Consider the following 16605-nt stretch of genomic DNA (forward strand, 5'->3'; position numbering starts at 1 on the left):
CACTTGTGGATAAAAAGAAAAACCGGCCAAACATGACGTTTGACCGGTGGGCATCACCTGCGAAAGACAATCGCGGGCATCACTTGTTATCGAGGTTTTCGATGCCGGATTCCAGCGTATCCAGCTGGGAATCGGTGACCTTGACGTGCGCGCCGGTCACCGAACCGGCCTTCTTCTTGCCGAACTTGGCCTTGAACAGGCCGATGATGGTCGGGGCCAGCGAGACCAGCAGAATCAGCACGATGACCAGTTCGAAGTGATCCTGTACAGCCGGGATGTTGCCGAAGAAGTATCCGAGCAGCGTGAACAGCGTGGACCACGTCAGGCCGCCGAGCACCGAGAACGGGGTGAACCGGCTCCAACGCATGCCGGAAATGCCGGAAATGAACGGCATGAACGTACGGATGAACGGGAAGAAGCGGCCCAGGAACACCGCCAGCGGACCCCACTTCTCGATCATGCCCTCGGTCTTGGCCAAGCGCTCCGGAGTCAAGGCCTTCACCTTGCCGGACTGGATGATGCGACGGCCGAAGAAATGGCCGATGAAGTAGTTGCACTGGTCGCCGATGATCGGAGCGCACCATACCACCGGCAGCAGGTAGAACAGCGGCAGCGCGGCCTTGCCTGTCACCGCGTCAGGCGCGGCGAACACACCGGCGGCGAACAGCAGAGAATCGCCCGGAAGGAACGGGAAGAAGACCACACCCGTTTCGATGAACACGATCAGGAAGATGAATCCGAGGGTCGGGGCCACGCCCATGGCGATCCAACCGGCGATGGCCGCGCGCGGATCCTTCAGCAACTCAACGATAAAATGTACAAAACCCATGCTGTTCCTATGAACTATCTTGTGAAACCAGTATTCGCAATCAATATGCAGCGCCTCGCCCAGCCGGAATCAACCTCTTGGACACTCGCGCTGAAACCGTCAACCACCCTACCAGCAGGCCACATCAAACCTACGACGTCCACACTAAGCCATCGCTAATAACCAGCATTATTATGCCGCGACAGAAGTTCGTTGGCGAAAGACCGCCCGGCGAAGCGGCGTTTCAGCCGGCGAGCCGCTGCTTCACGAAGCCATCCAGCGCGGCGGCGTCGATGCCATCGTATGAATCGATGGAGGCGAACTGGCCGAGACCGGAGTTGTCCGTGCGAATCCAACCGGTCTGGGCGATCAGCGTGGCACCGGATGCGGCGCCCGCCTTCAAGCCCGACGCGGAATCCTCCAGCACCACGCACTTGGGCATGTCCTCCTCGGCGATGCCGAGCTTGGCAGCGGCGGCCAGGTATGGCGCAGGATTCGGCTTATGCTCGTACGGATCATCGCCGCAGACATAGCCGGCGAACAGCCCTTCCGACTGTTTCATGATGTTCTCGGCCATACGGCGAGGCGACGTGGTGACCAGCATCGAGGGGATGCCGGCGTCCTTCAGCGAATGCAACACCTCGCGCACGCCGGGAATCCACGGCAGATGCGCCACCTCCGCGTTGTAGACATAGTCCTTGAGCTGCTTGTCAATCTCCTCGACACTCAACGTGCATCCGCGTTCGATCATGTTGCGCGCCACGTTCGGCACCGGCGTGCCGGAACACATCCAACCGAGGTCCTCGTTCCAGTCACCGCCATTGGCATGGGCGATTTCGATCTCGCCGTCATGCCACAGCGGCTCCGAATCAATGAGTGTGCCGTCCAGATCCCAGAACACGGCCTTGAGCAGCATGGCTTCCTCCATTCGCGGGCTTTTGCAAAGCCACAAGAGACATGTACTTGCTGTACTTGCTCAGTCCATTGCATCAACCGGATGGGACAGCGCGGCGTTGCGGCCCACGATGCAGGGATTTGCGCACGATGTAGGGAACCACCCATGAACCGTCCATGATGCAGGGATGCAAAACGGCGGAATAAAGCCATTTCTGACTTTTATGCCATGCAAGAATCCCTACATCATGGGATTTTCCCTACTCACCAGCTCCAGAGGACCATGGATTTGGAATCGGCGGCGGCATCAGGATTAGACACGCGCGAGGCGTCGCCCTCGGCAGCGCCTGCACGCCCTGGCAGCTCGCGGGTTTCGTGATGAATCGCATTTCGCCACAGGCGGGCGCGATTGGAGCGTTGCACTTCGACGATATTGCCGTCACGTCCGGCTGCGAACACGCTTTCCTGATCGCCGGCCTGCATGCGCTTGATCTCACGACGCAACTGGCGGTTCTCCTCTTCGAGTTCCAGAATGCGCGCGATGCCGGAAAGATTGATGCCCTCGTCCTGGCTCAGACGCTGGGCATGTGCCAAGCGGGCGATATCGCGCAGGCAGTAGCGGCGGGCGCCGCCACCGGTGCGCTGCGGACGAACCAGCCCCAGACGGTCGTATTGGCGGAGGGTCTGGGGGTGGATGTTGGCCAGCTCGGCGGCCTGGCCGACAGTGAAAATGGGCAGTTCGATGTCGAAGCCGACGTCGTCAGCCCCATCAAGGTCGGCGCGACCCAGCACCAACGCGGTGGCGCACATGGCGTACAACTGCCGAATCTGATTGACTCGCGCCATGATGCGCCTCCCACTGATTGTTGTGTTGCTGTGTGTACTTCGTGCGCGGACGGCGACCGTGCGGGTCAGGCGAGGTAGTCGCCGGCTTTTTCGTCGAATTCCTTGGCGACGTGCTTGAGCATGAGCCCCGGCTTGGCGGGAACCATGATCTGCACACGGCCGATCAGGTCGCCCGTCTCGCTTCCACGCTTGACGCCGAGCCCTGCAAGCTTGACTTCAGCACCGGAGCTGGAACCCGCAGGTACCTTGAATGTGACCGGATTGCCGTCGATGTCCTTGGCCTCGACCTTGGCGCCGGCCACAGCCTGACCGACGGTCACCGGCACATCCATGACGATGTCATGACCACGCATGGAGTAGGTGTCGTCCGGCTTGACGGTGACATGCAGGTACAGGTCGCCCGCATGACCTCCGTTGATGCCCGGCTTGCCTTTGCCGGCCAGCTTGATCTTCTGACCGTCCTTGACGCCTGCAGGCACATGGGCTTTGAACTTCTTGCCATCGACGGACAGGGACACGGTCGCGCCCTTGACCGCCTGGCGCAGCGTCAGACTGATCTTGGAGTTGCGGTCCTCGCCGTTCTCGGGGCGCGGCGCCTCCTCATAGCCGTAGCCGCCGGCGTTGCCGTACGGCGACTGGCCACCAAACTGCGCACCAGCTCCCTGACCGGCGGTGCCACCGAACATGGAGAAGATATCGTTCAGGTTCGGATTGCCGCCGCCCGACGTGGAGAAGCGGATACGCGAACCATTGCCGCCCATGCCCGACGTATTGCCGAACATGGAGCCGAAAATGTCGGAAAAGCCGGAGGCGTCGAAGCCGCCCGAACCGGAGCCACCTGCGAAGCGGGCACCGCCCATGCCGAACTGGCGAATCGCATCGTACTTCTGGCGTTCGTTCTTGTTGCTCAGCACGTCATACGCCTCGGAGATGTCCTTGAACTTCTCCTCGGCTTCCTTGGTCTTGTTCAGATCAGGATGGTACTTGCGGGCCAGCTTGCGGTAGGCCTTGGTGATTTCGGCTTCAGTAGCGTCCTTGGAGACACCAAGGACTTTGTAGAAGTCTTTGTTCAGCCATTCATTCTCAGCCATTCATGTCTCCTTTCGTAAAAGTCTGTATTAGTGAAGTGCTTAGTGCTTTAGGAAGCACTAAGCACTGTGAATGTTTGAGCCGCCTGAGCGGGGATCAGTTGTGCGGGGAGGCTACTACCACGCGGGCGGCGCGGATGACGCGGTCGCCGATGCGGTAGCCGGCCTCGACCACGGTATCGACGGTTTCCTTCTCGGCAGAGTCATCCGGCTTGTGCAGGATGGCCTCATGCTTGGTGGGGTCGAAGTCCTCGCCCTTTTCGCCGAACTTCTCGACGCCGAACTTCTCGAACGCCTTGTCGATCTTGGTGGCGACGGCCTTGAACGAGTCGTCCATCTCGCTGTGTTCGCGGATGCGATCGATATCGTCCAATGCCGGCAGCAGCGCGGTCAGCACGTCGATGATGCCGTGCTGACGGAAGCGCTCCTGTTCCTTCTGCGCGCGATTGCGGTAGTTGATGAACTCCGCGCGTTCGCGTTGCAGCGCCTCAAGGTAGTCGGCTGCCTCCTTCTTGGCCTTGCCAAGCGGAGTGAGGGTGTCGCCGTCGGCCGGCTTCTTGTCGTCTGTCGGGGTCTCTCCCTCAGTCGCGGCATTCGCCGCGCCAGCTCCCTCATCAGAGGGAGCCGAGGAAGCGGAGCCAGCGGCGGTCGCCGCGCCAGCGGCATCAGAAGCGGCGGAGTTGGCCGGGGTCTCCCCAGACGCATTGCTGCTCGCAGTCGCGTTCGCGGCTGTCTCTCCCTCAGTCGCGGCATTCGCCGCGCCAGCTCCCTCATCAGAGGGAGCCGAAGAGGCGGCGCCCGCAGAGGAAGCCGAGGCGCTTGCGCCGGCGGCCAGATCGTCTGCGTTGGGCAGGTCGTTCAGGTAGTCGTCCTTATTGAAGTCGGACATCACTTGTTGTCCTTGTCGTCATCGTCGTCCACGACCTCGGCCTCGACGGTGTCATCGTCAGAGGAAGAGGAGGCGGAGCCGGCGGACGCGCCAGCGGCACCGGCTGCACCAGCGCCAGCTGCGGCGCCTTCAGCGCCCTGCTGGGCGTACAGCACCTGGCCGATCTTCTGGGCGGCGGTCATCAGCTCGGTCTGCGCGGTCTTGACCTTCTCGACGTCGTCACCCTTCAGGGATTCCTTCAGAGCGTTGACCTTGTCGGTGACTTCCTTGACGATGTCGTCGGAGAGCTTCTCCTTGTTGTCGTTGACGAGCTTCTCAGTGCTGTAGGCGAACGCCTCGGCCTGGTTGCGGGTCTCGGCATCCTCCTTGCGCTTCTTGTCCTCGGCCTCGTGAGCCTCGGCCTCCTTGACCATGCGGTCGATCTCGTCCTTCGGCAGGCCGGAACCACCGGTGATGGTCATCGACTGCTCCTTGCCAGTGCCCTTGTCCTTGGCGGACACGTGCACGATGCCGTTGGCGTCGATGTCGAAGGTGACCTCGATCTGCGGGACGCCACGCGGAGCCGGAGCGATGCCAGTCAGTTCGAAGGTGCCCAGCGGCTTGTTGTCGCGGGCGAATTCACGCTCGCCCTGGTAGACCTGGATCAGCACGGACGGCTGGTTGTCCTCGGCGGTGGAGAAGACCTCGGAACGCTTGGTAGGAATGGCAGTGTTGCGGTCGATGAGCTTGGTCATGATGCCACCCTTGGTCTCGATGCCGAGGGACAGCGGGGTCACATCGATCAGCAGGACGTCCTTGCGGTCGCCCTTGATGACGCCGGACTGCACGGCGGCGCCGACAGCCACGACCTCATCCGGGTTCACGGACTGGTTGGCTTCCTTACCGCCGGTCAGCTCCTTGACGAGCTCCTTGACGGCGGGCATACGGGTGGAACCACCGACGAGCACCACGTGGTCGATGTCGGACACGGAGATGCCGGCGTCGTGCAGCACGTTGTTGAACGGGGTGCGGCAGCGGCCGAGCAGGTCGGAGGTCATTTCCTCGAAGTGCGCACGGGTCAGGGTCTCGTCCAGATGCACCGGGGTGCCGTCAGGGGTCATGGCCAGGTACTGCATGGAAATGCTGGTGCTGGTGGAGGAGGACAGTTCCTTCTTCGCCTGCTCAGCGGCTTCCTTCAGACGCTGCAGCGCGATCTTGTCCTTGCTCAGGTCAACGCCGTACTTGTTCTTGACTTCGGAGACCAGCCAATCGATGATCTTCTGATCCCAGTCATCGCCACCGAGGTGGTTGTCGCCGTTCGTGGCCTGCACCTGAATGGTGGAGAAGCCGTCGTCGTCCTTGCCGATCTCCAGCAGGGAGACATCGAAGGTGCCGCCACCGAGGTCGAAGACCAGGATGCGCTCGTCTTCCTTGCCCTTCTCAAGGCCGTAAGCCAGAGCGGCTGCGGTCGGCTCGTTGATGATACGCAGGACGTTCAGGCCTGCGATCTTGCCGGCGTCCTTGGTGGCCTGACGCTGGGCATCGTTGAAGTATGCCGGGCAGGTGATGACGGCGTCGGTGACCGGCTCGCCGAGGTAGGCCTCGGCGTCCCTCTTCAGCTTCATCAGAATCTGAGCGGAAATCTCCTGCGGGGTCCACTTCTTGCCGTCGATCTCGACGGTCCAATCGGTGCCCATGTGACGCTTGACGGAAGAAATGGTGCGCTCAACGTTGGTCACTGCCTGACGCTTGGCGACTTCGCCGACGAGGATCTCGCCGGACTTGGAGAATGCCACCACGGACGGCGTGGTGCGGGCACCCTCAGCGTTCACGATGACGGTGGGCTCGCCGCCTTCCAGCGTTGCGATGCAGGAATTCGTAGTACCCAAATCGATACCAACTGCACGTGCCATAATGTGTGCTCCTTTTGTTCTTGTTATTCGTTCTTACGTTCTTCGCTCAAGTTCCTCGGGGAATCGTTCTGCGGATTCCCGGTCGGTTCTCGAACCTTCCAAACTTGAGCCTACATCACTCAACTTCCTGATGGCAAGTTCTATTCCCAAATTCCCCACAAAAAGTTGAGCGTGTCGCACTCAGGTTTTGGGCGGCGGCAGCGATGTTCCATCAGAGGGGGCTAGAAAAAGCACAGTCAATTCCGCTGACAGCCCATTCCGCAAGCAACAGACAACACTGAAACGCGCCCGCTGCGCACCTCGCCGTGCGCCTCGACACAACACTACTAAACCGGTTTTTCTTTTGCATGATTCTTCGATACGCTTGATACGGCATCGCACGCCACGACGTTCAAAGAGGATCTCATGCCCATCGGCAATACCAAGCAAACCAGCGGCCCAACCCCGCGCACCACGGACCATGGCCCAGCGAACCACAGCACCACGGACCACAGCACCACGGACCACAGCCCAGCGGACCACAGCACCACCGCGCACGCCGCCTCACGCACAGCGGACGTGCCACCGGACACCCCCTGGTCGTTCACCGAATACATCAACACCTACCGCAAGCACGCAGGCCACCCCGTGCACATCCTGCTGAGCTTCTTCCGCGGCTCCGGCCGACAGCTCACCGTCGCCACGCTCGCGCTGGTCGCCAAGCAGTCGCCGTGCTGGGTGCTGCCGATCGTCACCAGCAACATCATCAACATCATCACCTATCGCGACCAGCACAACCTCAACGAACTGTGGATCAACCTCATCGTCGCATTCGTGTTCATCTCACAGAACGTGCTGAGCACCTGGACCGTGGCGCTGCAGCTCGGGCGCGTCAACCGCAACATCGAACGCAAACTGCGCGGCAGCCTCATCGTCAAGCTGCAGCAGCTGTCCATCCGATTCCATAACGAGACGCAGTCGGGGCGACTGCTCTCGAAAGTCATGCGCGACGTCGAAAACGTCGAAGTGCTCATCGACCAGACGTACCGCAACCTGCCGATCATCGCGCTCGACATCACCATCGCCGTCGTGGTCACGGCCATGCACAGTCCGACCGTACTGCTGTTCTTCCTGCTCACCGTACCGGCCGCCGTCATCGCGATCTACGCATTCCGCAAGCCGATCCGCGAATCGAACCGCGACTTCCGCTCCCAGATGGAGCAGACGCAGGCCGCCGTGGCCGAAATGCTCGAGATGATTCCGGTCACACGCGCGCATGGCCTGCAGAACGTCGAGATCGACCATATGAGCAAGCGGCTCAACTATATCCACGACACCGGCCTGCGGCTCGACGTGGTCAATGCGCTGTTCGGCTCGACCGGCTGGGTGCTGTTCCAGCTGTTCCAGCTCGGCTGTCTGGCCTTCACCTCATACCTCGCGCTGAACGGGCGCATCCCGATCGGCGACGTGGTGCTGTTCCAGACGTATTTCGCCCAGATCGTCAACTCGATTTCGGCGCTGATCAACATGTATCCGATCATGACCAAGGGCATGGAGTCGATGTCGTCGATCGGCGAGATCCTGCAGGAGAACGATGTGGAGCACAATACGCGCGACGTGGAGCCCTCGCAGTTGCGCGGCGACGTCGAATACCGCAACGTGAACTTCCGCTATAGTCCCGATTATCCGCTCGTACTGCATGATTTCTCGCTCAAGGTACCGGCCGGGCAGTCGCTGGCGTTCGTGGGCGATTCCGGCTCGGGCAAGTCCACCTTGCTCAAGCTGCTGATCGGCTTCGGCGAGCCGGAAAGCGGCTCGGTATTGGTCGACGGCATCGATCTGAAGGATATGGATCTGGACGCCTACCGTCGGCAGATCGCGGTCGTGCCGCAGAACACGATCCTGTTCTCCGGCACGCTGCGCGACAACATCGCGTACGGACTGGGCCATGTCAGCGACGAGCAGGTCGAGCAGGTGGTGCGCGAGGTCGGACTGGACGATGTCGTCGCCGCGCTGCCCAATGGCCTGGATACGCAGCTCGGCGAGCATGGCGGCACCCTGTCGGGCGGGCAGCGCCAGCGCATCGCGATCGCCCGGGCGCTGATTCGCAAGCCGCGCATCATCATCTTCGACGAGGCGACCAGCGCGCTCGATTCCGCTTCCGAAAAACAGGTGCAGCACGCCATCGAGCATATGATGGGCCAATGCACCACGTTCATGGTGGCGCATCGCCTGTCCACGATCCGCAACGCCGACCGCATCGTGGTGATGGAGCATGGGGCCATCGTCGAGGAAGGCACCTATGACGAGCTGATGGCGGCGCGCGGCAAGTTCTACCAGCTCAAACGCATGCAGGAGTAGCCGCGTAGCCGCATGTGGGCGAATAAAAAGGGGCCGCTCCCTGATGCATCGGAGTTGCATCGGAGCGGCCGCCCTTATCGCGCTTTAGCCTCGCTCACTGGACCTGGGCGCGGGCGATCTTGCCGGTGAAGGAGTTGGCCTCGTCGGCGTCCTTCACACCGTCCTTGTTCCAGGAGAACATGGCGCGCAGCTTCGGGCCGACGGTCTCGATGCGCTCGTTGGAGTACTTCTCCTGCAGCTCCTTGAAGTGCGGGGCGCCGGCGTCCTGATCGTCGATGAACTCCTTGGCGAAGGAGCCGTCCTGAATGCGCTGGAGGTGGTACTCCATGCGCTTGCGGCAGTCCTCGTTGATGACGGTGTTGGTGTAGTCGCCGTACTGGGCGGTGTCGGAGCAGGACCAACGGGCCTTGTTCAGGCCGCCCTCGTTCATCAGGTCGACGAGCATCTTCAGCTCGTGGCACACCTCGAAGTAGGCGATCTCCGGCTGGTAGCCGGCGTCGGTGAGGACCTCGAAGCCCATTTCGACGAGCTTGTTCACGCCGCCCATGAGCACGTTCTGCTCGCCGAACAGATCGGTCTCGGTCTCCTCCTTGAACGTGGTCTTGATGGCACCGGCGCGCAGAGCGCCCAGGGCCTTCGCGTAGGCGAGGGTCAGCGCCCAGCCGTCGCCGCGCGGATCCTGCTCGACGGCCACGACCACCGGGACGCCACGGCCGGCGGCGTACTCACGACGCACGATGTGGCCCGGGCCCTTCGGAGCGACCATGAACACCGGATGGTCCTCGGTCGGCTTGATGTAGCCGTAGTGGATGTTGAAGCCGTGGGCGAAGGCGACGGCAGCGCCCGGCTTGATGTTGGGCTCGATGTCGTTGGCCCAAATCGTGCGCTGGTACTGGTCGGGGGCGAGGATCATGATGACGTCGGCCTCGGCGGCGGCTTCGGGCACGGACTTGACCTCGAGGCCCTGCTCCTTGGCGAACTCGACCGACTTGGAGGTCGGGCGAAGACCGACGACCACATCGACACCGGAATCGCGCAGGTTCAGCGCGTGGGCGTGACCCTGGGAGCCATAACCGATGATGGCGACCTTCTTGCCGTCGAGCACGGAGAGGTCAGCGTCGTTGTCATACCAGATTTGTGCAGCCATGTAAGCACTCCTTGTACTGCTGGCGCACCGGCCCGGAAACTTGCGGCCGGTATGCGGTTGTGTTGTGTGGTTGCGCGTATGCGGTTGTGCATAAATGCGCGTTTGTGGCGTCCGAGCCAAACCCGGACTGTCTCAAGCGTGGCGGGTGTCGCCTTGTGGGCGCGACTCGCAAAACTGAGGTCTATCCTATCGAGAATCCGGCGGTTTCCCGCCGCCGTCCCACAACGTGAGCTGGGTCACGAATCGACTTTTGCGCGCTTATGGACATTGTCTTACAGTTCGGACGATTCGCGCTAGAACGATACGAGATGCCGTACCACGCCAGTGCACAATACGGGAAAATGCAGCCGCGTGGCACGGCACCCCATGGCCCACCACGCCAATCCGCCAAAATATGCGCCACAGCAGCGCAGTAGGGAGTAATTATGCGCTGGCGTGGCACACTCCCCTGCCACACCAGCGCAGGAAGGCCGAAATTGAATCGCCGTGGCACGGAGAAAATGATCCATCGCATTGTTACTCGAACAGGGAGCTCGGCGTCGCATAATGCGCGCAGACACAGCCGGTCACAACTCCAACACGCACTACGCAGCCGCGTCCGCCGATACGAAAAGCCGCCATCCCATTGCGGAATGGCGGCTTTTCATTGCAATCACGCTAGCGTCCCGCCAGAACTGCGTTGACAACATGACTACCCCTCAGTCCCGCTTTGCGAGACAGCTCCCCTGACAAGGGGAGCCGGGAAATACGGTCAACGAATTTCTGACGCAGGATACTAGGCGAAAGCAGACTCGCGACTTACGCGGTTAAAATCACTGAACCTGGGTACGAGCGATCTTGCCGTTGAAGGACTCGGCCTCGTCCTGATCCTTGGCCGGGCCGTTGTTCCAGGAGAACATAGCGCGCAGCTTCGGGCCGACGGTCTCGAGGTGCGGGTGGGAGTACTCCTCCTGCAGCTTCTTGAACTTCGGGGCGCCAGCAGCCTGGTCGTCCATGAACTCCTTGGCGAAGGAGCCGTCCTGAATGCGCTTGAGCTGGTACTGCATGCGCTTCTTGGTCTCCTCGGTGATGACCGTGGAGGTGTAATCGCCGTACTGAGCGGTGTCGGAGCAGGACCAACGGGCCTTGTTCAGGCCACCCTCGTTGGCAAGGTCGACGAGCATCTTCAGCTCGTGGAACACCTCGAAGTAGGCGATCTCCGGCTGGTAGCCAGCCTCGGTCAGCACGTCGAAGCCCATGTCGCACAGGTGGTTGATGCCGCCCATGAGGACATCCTGCTCGCCGAACAGATCGGTCTCGGTCTCCTCGGTGAAGGTGGTCTTGATGGCGCCGGCGCGCAGAGCGCCCAGGGCCTTGGCGTAGGCGAGGCACAGCGGCCAGGTCTTGCCGTCCGGGTCCTGCTCGACAGCGACCACAACCGGGACGCCACGGCCGGCGGCGTACTCACGACGCACGATGTGGCCCGGGCCCTTCGGAGCGACCATGAACACCGGGTGATCCTCGGAAGGCTTGATGTAGCCGTAGTGGATGTTGAAGCCGTGGGCGAAGGCCAGGGCGGCGCCCGGCTTCAGGTTCGGCTCAACGTCCTTCTTGTAGACGGCGGCCTGGTACTGATCAGGCAGAAGGATCATGACGACGTCAGCCTCAGCGACGGCTTCCGGGACGGACTTGACTTCCAGGCCCTGCTCCTTGGCGAACTCCACGGACTTGGAGGTAGGACGCAGGCCGACGACCACGTCGACACCCGAGTCGCGCAGGTTCAGCGCGTGGGCGTGGCCCTGGGAGCCGTAGCCCAGGATGGCGACCTTCTTGCCATCGAACACGGACAGATCGGCGTCCTTCTCGTACCAGATAGTTGCTGCCATTTTTGGCGCTCCTTTATATCTATTGTTGATTTATGGGTTGAGTATCAATGTGTTCTGCTGTGGCGCAGAACCCTACGTGGTTTTTCCTTGTGGGCTTTTCCGAGAGTTAGGTTTAGTCCTGCACCTTCGGAAAAGCTGTGCAAGGGTTCACTACGTGGGATGAATTTTCAGTTATGGATTTTCAGTTATGAAAGCGCAATCGCGAAGCCGGAAACCAGCCGTGGATTTCACTTGGTGAAATCCACGTCCGTGCTGGGCCGTCAAGCAGAAGCCCAGTGGGCTTCTGTAGGCCCAGTGAGCGATTGCAACCGACAGGCAATCGCGAAGCCGGAAACAGCCGTGGATTTCACTTGGTGAAATCCACGTCCTTGGTTTCCTTGCACGTCAGCACGGAGACCAGGCAGCACACGGCCATCACGCCGAGGTAGAGGCCCACGGAGTGGACGCCCCAGTTGTGGGACAGCCAGGTGGCGATGGTCGGCACGAAGGCGGCACCCACGATGGCGGCCAGGTTGTAGCCGATGCCGGAGCCGGAGTAGCGCACGTTGGCGTCGAACAGCTCAGGCAGGAAGGCACCAATCGGGCCGAAGGCGATGCCCATCAGCGCGAAGCCGATGCACAGGAAGGCCATGTTGGCGGCGAAGTTCTTCTGGCCCACGAGCTGGCCGTCCAGCAGGAACGGGAAGAGCAGGGCGAAGACCACCAGTGCGCAGGAAGAGAAAGTCAGCACGCGACGGCGGCCGATCTTATCGGCGTACAGGCAGGAGAGCACGATGAACAGGGCGAACACGCAGATGGAGATCATGAGCATGAGCAGGTACTCCTGGTTGGTGAAGCCCAGGTTGCCGCCGCCGTTCTCGGTGTCCTTGGTGCCCCAGGCGAGGGACCAAGTGGCGAGCGTATAGAACAGCGTGTAGGTCACGGCCACAAGGAAGGTGGCCTGCAGCACCTGACGCCAGGACTTGCGGAACACCTCGGTCAGCGGGGACTTGACGACCTTCTTCTGCGCCTGTGCCATACGGAAGACCGGGGTCTCCTCCATGTGCACGCGGACGACGAGTCCGACGATCACCAGCACTGCGGAGAGCAGGAACGGTACACGCCAGCCCCAGGAAAGCATCGCAGCCTGGTCGTTGAAGGATTCAAGGACGAAGTAGGTGCCGTTGGACAGGAAGAAGCCGATCGGGGCGCCCAGCTCCGGGAAGGAGCCGTAGAGCGCACGCTTGTCTTCAGGCGCGTTCTCGGTGGCCACCAGAGCGGCGCCGGACCATTCGCCGCCCAAACCGATGCCCTGGATGAAGCGCAGGAGGCACAGGACGGCGACGGCGAACACGCCGGCCTGCTCATAGGTGGGCAGGCAGCCGATGAGGAAGGTGCCCACACCCATGGTCATAAGGCTGACGACCAGCGTGGTCTTGCGGCCCATGCGGTCGCCGAAGTGGCCGAACACCAGCGAGCCCAGCGGACGGGCGATGAACGCGATGGCGAAGGTCAAGAGGCTCATCAGCAGGGCGACGGTCGGGTTGTCCTTCGCCGAGAAGAAGATGTGCGGGAAGTAGTTCGCCGCGGCTGTGCCGTAGGCGTAGAAGTCATAGAATTCGATGGCGGTGCCGACCATGGATGCGGCGATTACGGTCTTGACCGAATCGCGAACCATGGCAGCGGCCTTGCCAGCCGCCTCGCTTGCCGCACCGGCGGTCTGTTCCAGACCGGTCTCTTCGAGAGCTGCAGTCATTATTGCTCCTGTTGGTTCTCACCCTGCATCATCACAAACCTCGCGAGGGTGAAGGTGTTTCACGTTGCTGTATTGGGTTGTTGCTGTTATCGTCCGCTGGAGTTCCGTTTCGCGGGGATTGTCGTAAGCCTTGTGAGCGCAACAAAAAGGCCCCGCACATCGCAGGGCCATCACCGATTGTGTCGGTATCCTCAGCCCTGCCTTCGTTGACGGGGCTTCAAGCATCATGCCGAATTAGTCCGCCAGCGAAGACGGGATAATAATTCGTGCGGATACAAACGCAGAAGCATTGAATCCAGTCATCGCGTGGCCTCCTTTCGGTGTTACTCGGGTTCGTTCGACCCGAACTGAAACTAGAAGATAGGTTCGTCAGCCCCATCAATCCAGCAGGGGTTCACATAATGAACATCCCATTATGAACATCGGCTACCGGGTGGTTTCGCCGGGGATGAAGGTCACGGGGATGACCACGCCCGGTTCCGCAGATCGGTTCGCCGGCTCGGCAGCATCGTCTTGTTCGACACCAGCGGCGCCGGTGACATTGGCGGCGCCGGCAGCATCGGCGACCACCAAGGAATCCACCGAGGAATCCGCCGACTCCCCGCGCCGCTCCCGCTTGGATGTATCGAAAGCCTCGATCTGCTGGTCCATCTGTTCGGCGAGCGCCGCGGCGATGGCCGGGAAATCCTGACGGACGACGGTGAGTTTCTTGCCGGCGAGATCGGCGGCAAGCGTGCCGTCATAGGCGATGATCTGCAAATCGCCGGGTACTGCGATGCCTCTGCGACCGGCTTCCTGCAATGCCACGGATGCCACCACATCGGAGCCGATGATGGCGTCCACATCCGGATAGCGCTCGAAAAAAGCGGCTGCTGTGGCTTCATGGGCCACGACGTCGGTGACGGACCCGGCCTCCACATAATCGCAGGCGATGCCGGCCTCCGCCAGCATATGCTCCACGGTGAGGTGATAGCGGACCGTGGGGAACGTCATGCTCTGCGTGAACTGGGAGCGCGGGCCGCCGACGAGCACCGCGTGACGCACGCCGGAATCGATCAGCTGTCGCGCGATCATATGGCCGCCGGCCTCATGGTCGGAGTGGACGGCGGGTATGCCGGTGCCGAGAATGCGATCGAACGCTACGATCGGCCTGCGGATGGACGTCCAGTAATCCGGCTGGTGTTCGGTGTGTGCGGCCATGATGATGCCGTCCATCATGTGCCGTTGCAGCATGTTCACGTATTCGCTCTCGCCGGTGGCGACATCGGCGGTGGAGCAGAGCATCGTCTTCAATCCCCGCTTGGCGAGCTCGCGCTGCATATGCGCGGTGAGTGTGGCGAAGAACGGATGGAGGATGGTCGGCACGATGATGCCGATGGTATTGGTGCGATTGCGGTACAGGTTGCGCGCCAGCTCATTGGGAATGTAGTTGAGCTGATGCATGGCCGCCTCGACCCTGGCACGCATGTCATCCGACACGTATCCCGCGTTGTTGACCACCAGCGACACCGTACTGACGGACACCCCCGCCTGCTTGGCTACGTCGCGCATACCTACCATTGTTCGCCTCCATCGGTTCATTCATCGCCCTGCGCATCGCGTCAATCACCCTACGATACGCAAGCGGGGGCGTGCATCTGCTGCACACCCCCGCATTGTTCGCACTGAAACACCAGTGTACTCGAACCGGTTTTACGATTATGGATTATTCGGATTATTCCTTGTCCCCGGCTCCGCGCAGCGTCACGATGCCGGCCAACAGCACCATCACGATAGCCGAGGGGAACAGCAGGTAATAGCCGAAGGAATGCGAGAACGCATTGACCAGAATGGCGCCGATGATGGCCGCGAGCGCCAATCCCGCGGAATTGGCGAGCGCGTAGACGCCGAGGTCGCGCCCGGCAGTGCGCGGGTCGGGTAGCGAATCCATCACCATTTCGAGGCCGAGCGCATCGTACAGGCCGAACGCGAAGCCGGAGATCAGCGCGAACAGCAGCATGCCATTCTCGCGCGCGGCACCGGTGGACCATGCGCCAAGACCCCACGCCAACGCCAAGCCGACCGCATACGTCAGGCATGCGGCGGCCACCACCACGGGCGTGGCGATGCCACGCGACTCAATCGCCTCGGAAATCGGCGCCGCCGACCAGGAGGCGAGCGCGGCACCGATCAGCGTGGCTACCGCCATGCCGGCGATCAGGAAGCCTGCGGGAATGGTCAGCGGCGCGGACGTGAACAGCACCGGCTTGCCGTACACCCAGAAGCGCACCAGATACCACAGGAACACACTGGTCAGTCCCACGCCGGCCATCATGCAGGTGCGGGCCGTGAACGCCAAGGCGAAGGCGGGGGATCCAGCCGGCGGACGCAGCTGGTCAAGGACTTCACCGCTGCTGAATCGCCTGCGCGGCATCTCCTCGCTGGAGGGTTCGCGCGGCAGAATCAGCGCCGCGGCGATGCCGGAAATCGCAAACACCCAGGCAATCGCCTTGAACGGCGCGGACGAACCGAACATCACACCGAATGCGCCGACCAGCACGCCCAGCGTCTGCGCCAGCATCACCCCGATGCCATGCCACCGTTCGATGCGCGGACGGAACTTGTCCGGCACACGTTCGCTGATGGCGGCGGCCAGCGGCGCGGACAGCATCGCGTAGGCGAACTGCATCATCGCCCAGAAGAAGCACAGTACCACCATGCTGGTGTCCTGTCCCAGAATCAGCGTGATCAGCGCGCACAGCAATCCGCCGGCCACCATCCACGGCGTGCGGCGGCCAAGCGGGGTGCGCGTGCGATCGGACAGCGCGGAGACCAGCGGCGTGAACAGGGCGGCGGCCACCACACCGACAATCACCAGCACCGCCAACGGCATGGCCAGTTCGGTGGCCACAGGGAAGGGGCGTCCGGTGGCAGGGTTGATGACGACCTCCAGCATGGCGGTGTCATAGTGGAAAAGCCTGGCCACCGCATTGGGCATGGCGATGGTGTTGAGCGCCACCCATGGGGTGCCGACCAGCATCGAGGCCGCGAAAAAGCCCCAGTTGAGTCGGCTGACCTCGCGCGCGCCCGGCTTTTCGCCGTTGGCTGCGACTACGGGGTCG

Annotated in this window: 12 protein-coding genes; 1 reads left to right on the top strand and 11 read right to left on the bottom strand. The window is 61.8% G+C overall.

Annotated elements, in window-relative coordinates:
* Positions 1-79: 79 nt before the first annotated feature.
* From BW14_RS02105 to dnaK, 6 genes are all read right to left on the bottom strand, one after another.
* The gene (locus tag BW14_RS02105) at positions 80-829 is read right to left on the bottom strand and encodes a DedA family protein (protein WP_044089440.1); all 750 of its coding nucleotides are present in this window, start codon (positions 827-829) and stop codon (positions 80-82) included.
* Positions 830-1052: 223 nt separating this feature from the next.
* Positions 1053-1724: an HAD family phosphatase gene (locus BW14_RS02110; protein WP_044089441.1), complete on the bottom strand. Its 672-nt coding sequence runs from the start codon at positions 1722-1724 to the stop codon at positions 1053-1055.
* Positions 1725-1966: 242 nt separating this feature from the next.
* The gene (locus BW14_RS02115; RefSeq protein WP_140489189.1) at positions 1967-2548 is read right to left on the bottom strand and encodes a heat shock protein transcriptional repressor HspR; all 582 of its coding nucleotides are present in this window, start codon (positions 2546-2548) and stop codon (positions 1967-1969) included.
* A gap of 65 nt (positions 2549-2613) precedes the next feature.
* Complete coding sequence (locus BW14_RS02120) at positions 2614-3639, bottom strand: DnaJ C-terminal domain-containing protein (RefSeq protein WP_140489190.1); 1026 nt, start codon at positions 3637-3639, stop codon at positions 2614-2616.
* Between the two features lie 94 nt (positions 3640-3733).
* A complete protein-coding gene (gene grpE / locus BW14_RS02125) occupies positions 3734-4525 on the bottom strand; it encodes a nucleotide exchange factor GrpE (protein WP_140489191.1) in 792 nt (263 codons plus the stop codon).
* Positions 4525-6417, bottom strand: coding sequence for a molecular chaperone DnaK (gene dnaK, locus BW14_RS02130; RefSeq protein WP_140463885.1), 1893 nt, complete (start codon positions 6415-6417; stop codon positions 4525-4527). The genes grpE and dnaK overlap by 1 nt, the downstream gene beginning before the upstream one ends.
* A gap of 405 nt (positions 6418-6822) precedes the next feature.
* On the opposite strand from dnaK, the gene BW14_RS02140 reads away from it, so the two are divergent.
* The gene (locus BW14_RS02140) at positions 6823-8757 is read left to right on the top strand and encodes an ABC transporter ATP-binding protein (protein ID WP_181162273.1); all 1935 of its coding nucleotides are present in this window, start codon (positions 6823-6825) and stop codon (positions 8755-8757) included.
* A gap of 94 nt (positions 8758-8851) precedes the next feature.
* On the opposite strand, the gene ilvC (BW14_RS02145) is transcribed toward BW14_RS02140, so the two are convergent.
* From ilvC (BW14_RS02145) to BW14_RS02165, 5 genes are all read right to left on the bottom strand, one after another.
* Positions 8852-9904, bottom strand: coding sequence for a ketol-acid reductoisomerase (gene ilvC / locus BW14_RS02145; protein ID WP_094667944.1), 1053 nt, complete (start codon positions 9902-9904; stop codon positions 8852-8854).
* An 812-nt stretch (positions 9905-10716) separates the two neighbouring features.
* Positions 10717-11769 carry a ketol-acid reductoisomerase gene (gene ilvC / locus BW14_RS02150; protein WP_140489194.1) on the bottom strand — a complete coding sequence of 351 codons (1053 nt, stop codon included), beginning with the start codon at positions 11767-11769 and terminating at the stop codon, positions 10717-10719.
* Positions 11770-12115: 346 nt separating this feature from the next.
* On the bottom strand, positions 12116-13504 hold the full coding sequence (locus tag BW14_RS02155) for an MFS transporter (protein WP_181162274.1): 1389 nt from the start codon (positions 13502-13504) through the stop codon (positions 12116-12118).
* Between the two features lie 426 nt (positions 13505-13930).
* On the bottom strand, positions 13931-15064 hold the full coding sequence (locus BW14_RS02160) for a LacI family DNA-binding transcriptional regulator (protein WP_140463889.1): 1134 nt from the start codon (positions 15062-15064) through the stop codon (positions 13931-13933).
* Positions 15065-15218: 154 nt separating this feature from the next.
* A partial coding sequence (locus BW14_RS02165) for an MFS transporter (RefSeq protein ID WP_140489195.1) occupies positions 15219-16605 on the bottom strand: 1387 nt, incomplete at its 5' end.

Source organism: Bifidobacterium sp. UTBIF-68, assembly GCF_006408855.1.
Classification (GTDB): Bacteria; Actinomycetota; Actinomycetes; order Actinomycetales; family Bifidobacteriaceae; genus Bifidobacterium; species Bifidobacterium reuteri.

Bases quoted from the DNA above. Each gene is read 5' to 3' on its own strand.
- grpE (WP_140489191.1), bottom strand. From the start codon at position 4,525: ATGTCCGACTTCAATAAGGACGACTACCTGAACGACCTGCCCAACGCA.
- BW14_RS02105 (WP_044089440.1), bottom strand. From the start codon at position 829: ATGGGTTTTGTACATTTTATCGTTGAGTTGCTGAAGGATCCGCGCGCG.
- BW14_RS02160 (WP_140463889.1), bottom strand. From the start codon at position 15,064: ATGGTAGGTATGCGCGACGTAGCCAAGCAGGCGGGGGTGTCCGTCAGT.
- BW14_RS02140 (WP_181162273.1), top strand. From the start codon at position 6,823: ATGCCCATCGGCAATACCAAGCAAACCAGCGGCCCAACCCCGCGCACC.
- dnaK (WP_140463885.1), bottom strand. From the start codon at position 6,417: ATGGCACGTGCAGTTGGTATCGATTTGGGTACTACGAATTCCTGCATC.
- ilvC (WP_140489194.1), bottom strand. From the start codon at position 11,769: ATGGCAGCAACTATCTGGTACGAGAAGGACGCCGATCTGTCCGTGTTC.
- BW14_RS02155 (WP_181162274.1), bottom strand. From the start codon at position 13,504: ATGACTGCAGCTCTCGAAGAGACCGGTCTGGAACAGACCGCCGGTGCG.
- BW14_RS02120 (WP_140489190.1), bottom strand. From the start codon at position 3,639: ATGGCTGAGAATGAATGGCTGAACAAAGACTTCTACAAAGTCCTTGGT.
- BW14_RS02110 (WP_044089441.1), bottom strand. From the start codon at position 1,724: ATGCTGCTCAAGGCCGTGTTCTGGGATCTGGACGGCACACTCATTGAT.
- ilvC (WP_094667944.1), bottom strand. From the start codon at position 9,904: ATGGCTGCACAAATCTGGTATGACAACGACGCTGACCTCTCCGTGCTC.
- BW14_RS02115 (WP_140489189.1), bottom strand. From the start codon at position 2,548: ATGGCGCGAGTCAATCAGATTCGGCAGTTGTACGCCATGTGCGCCACC.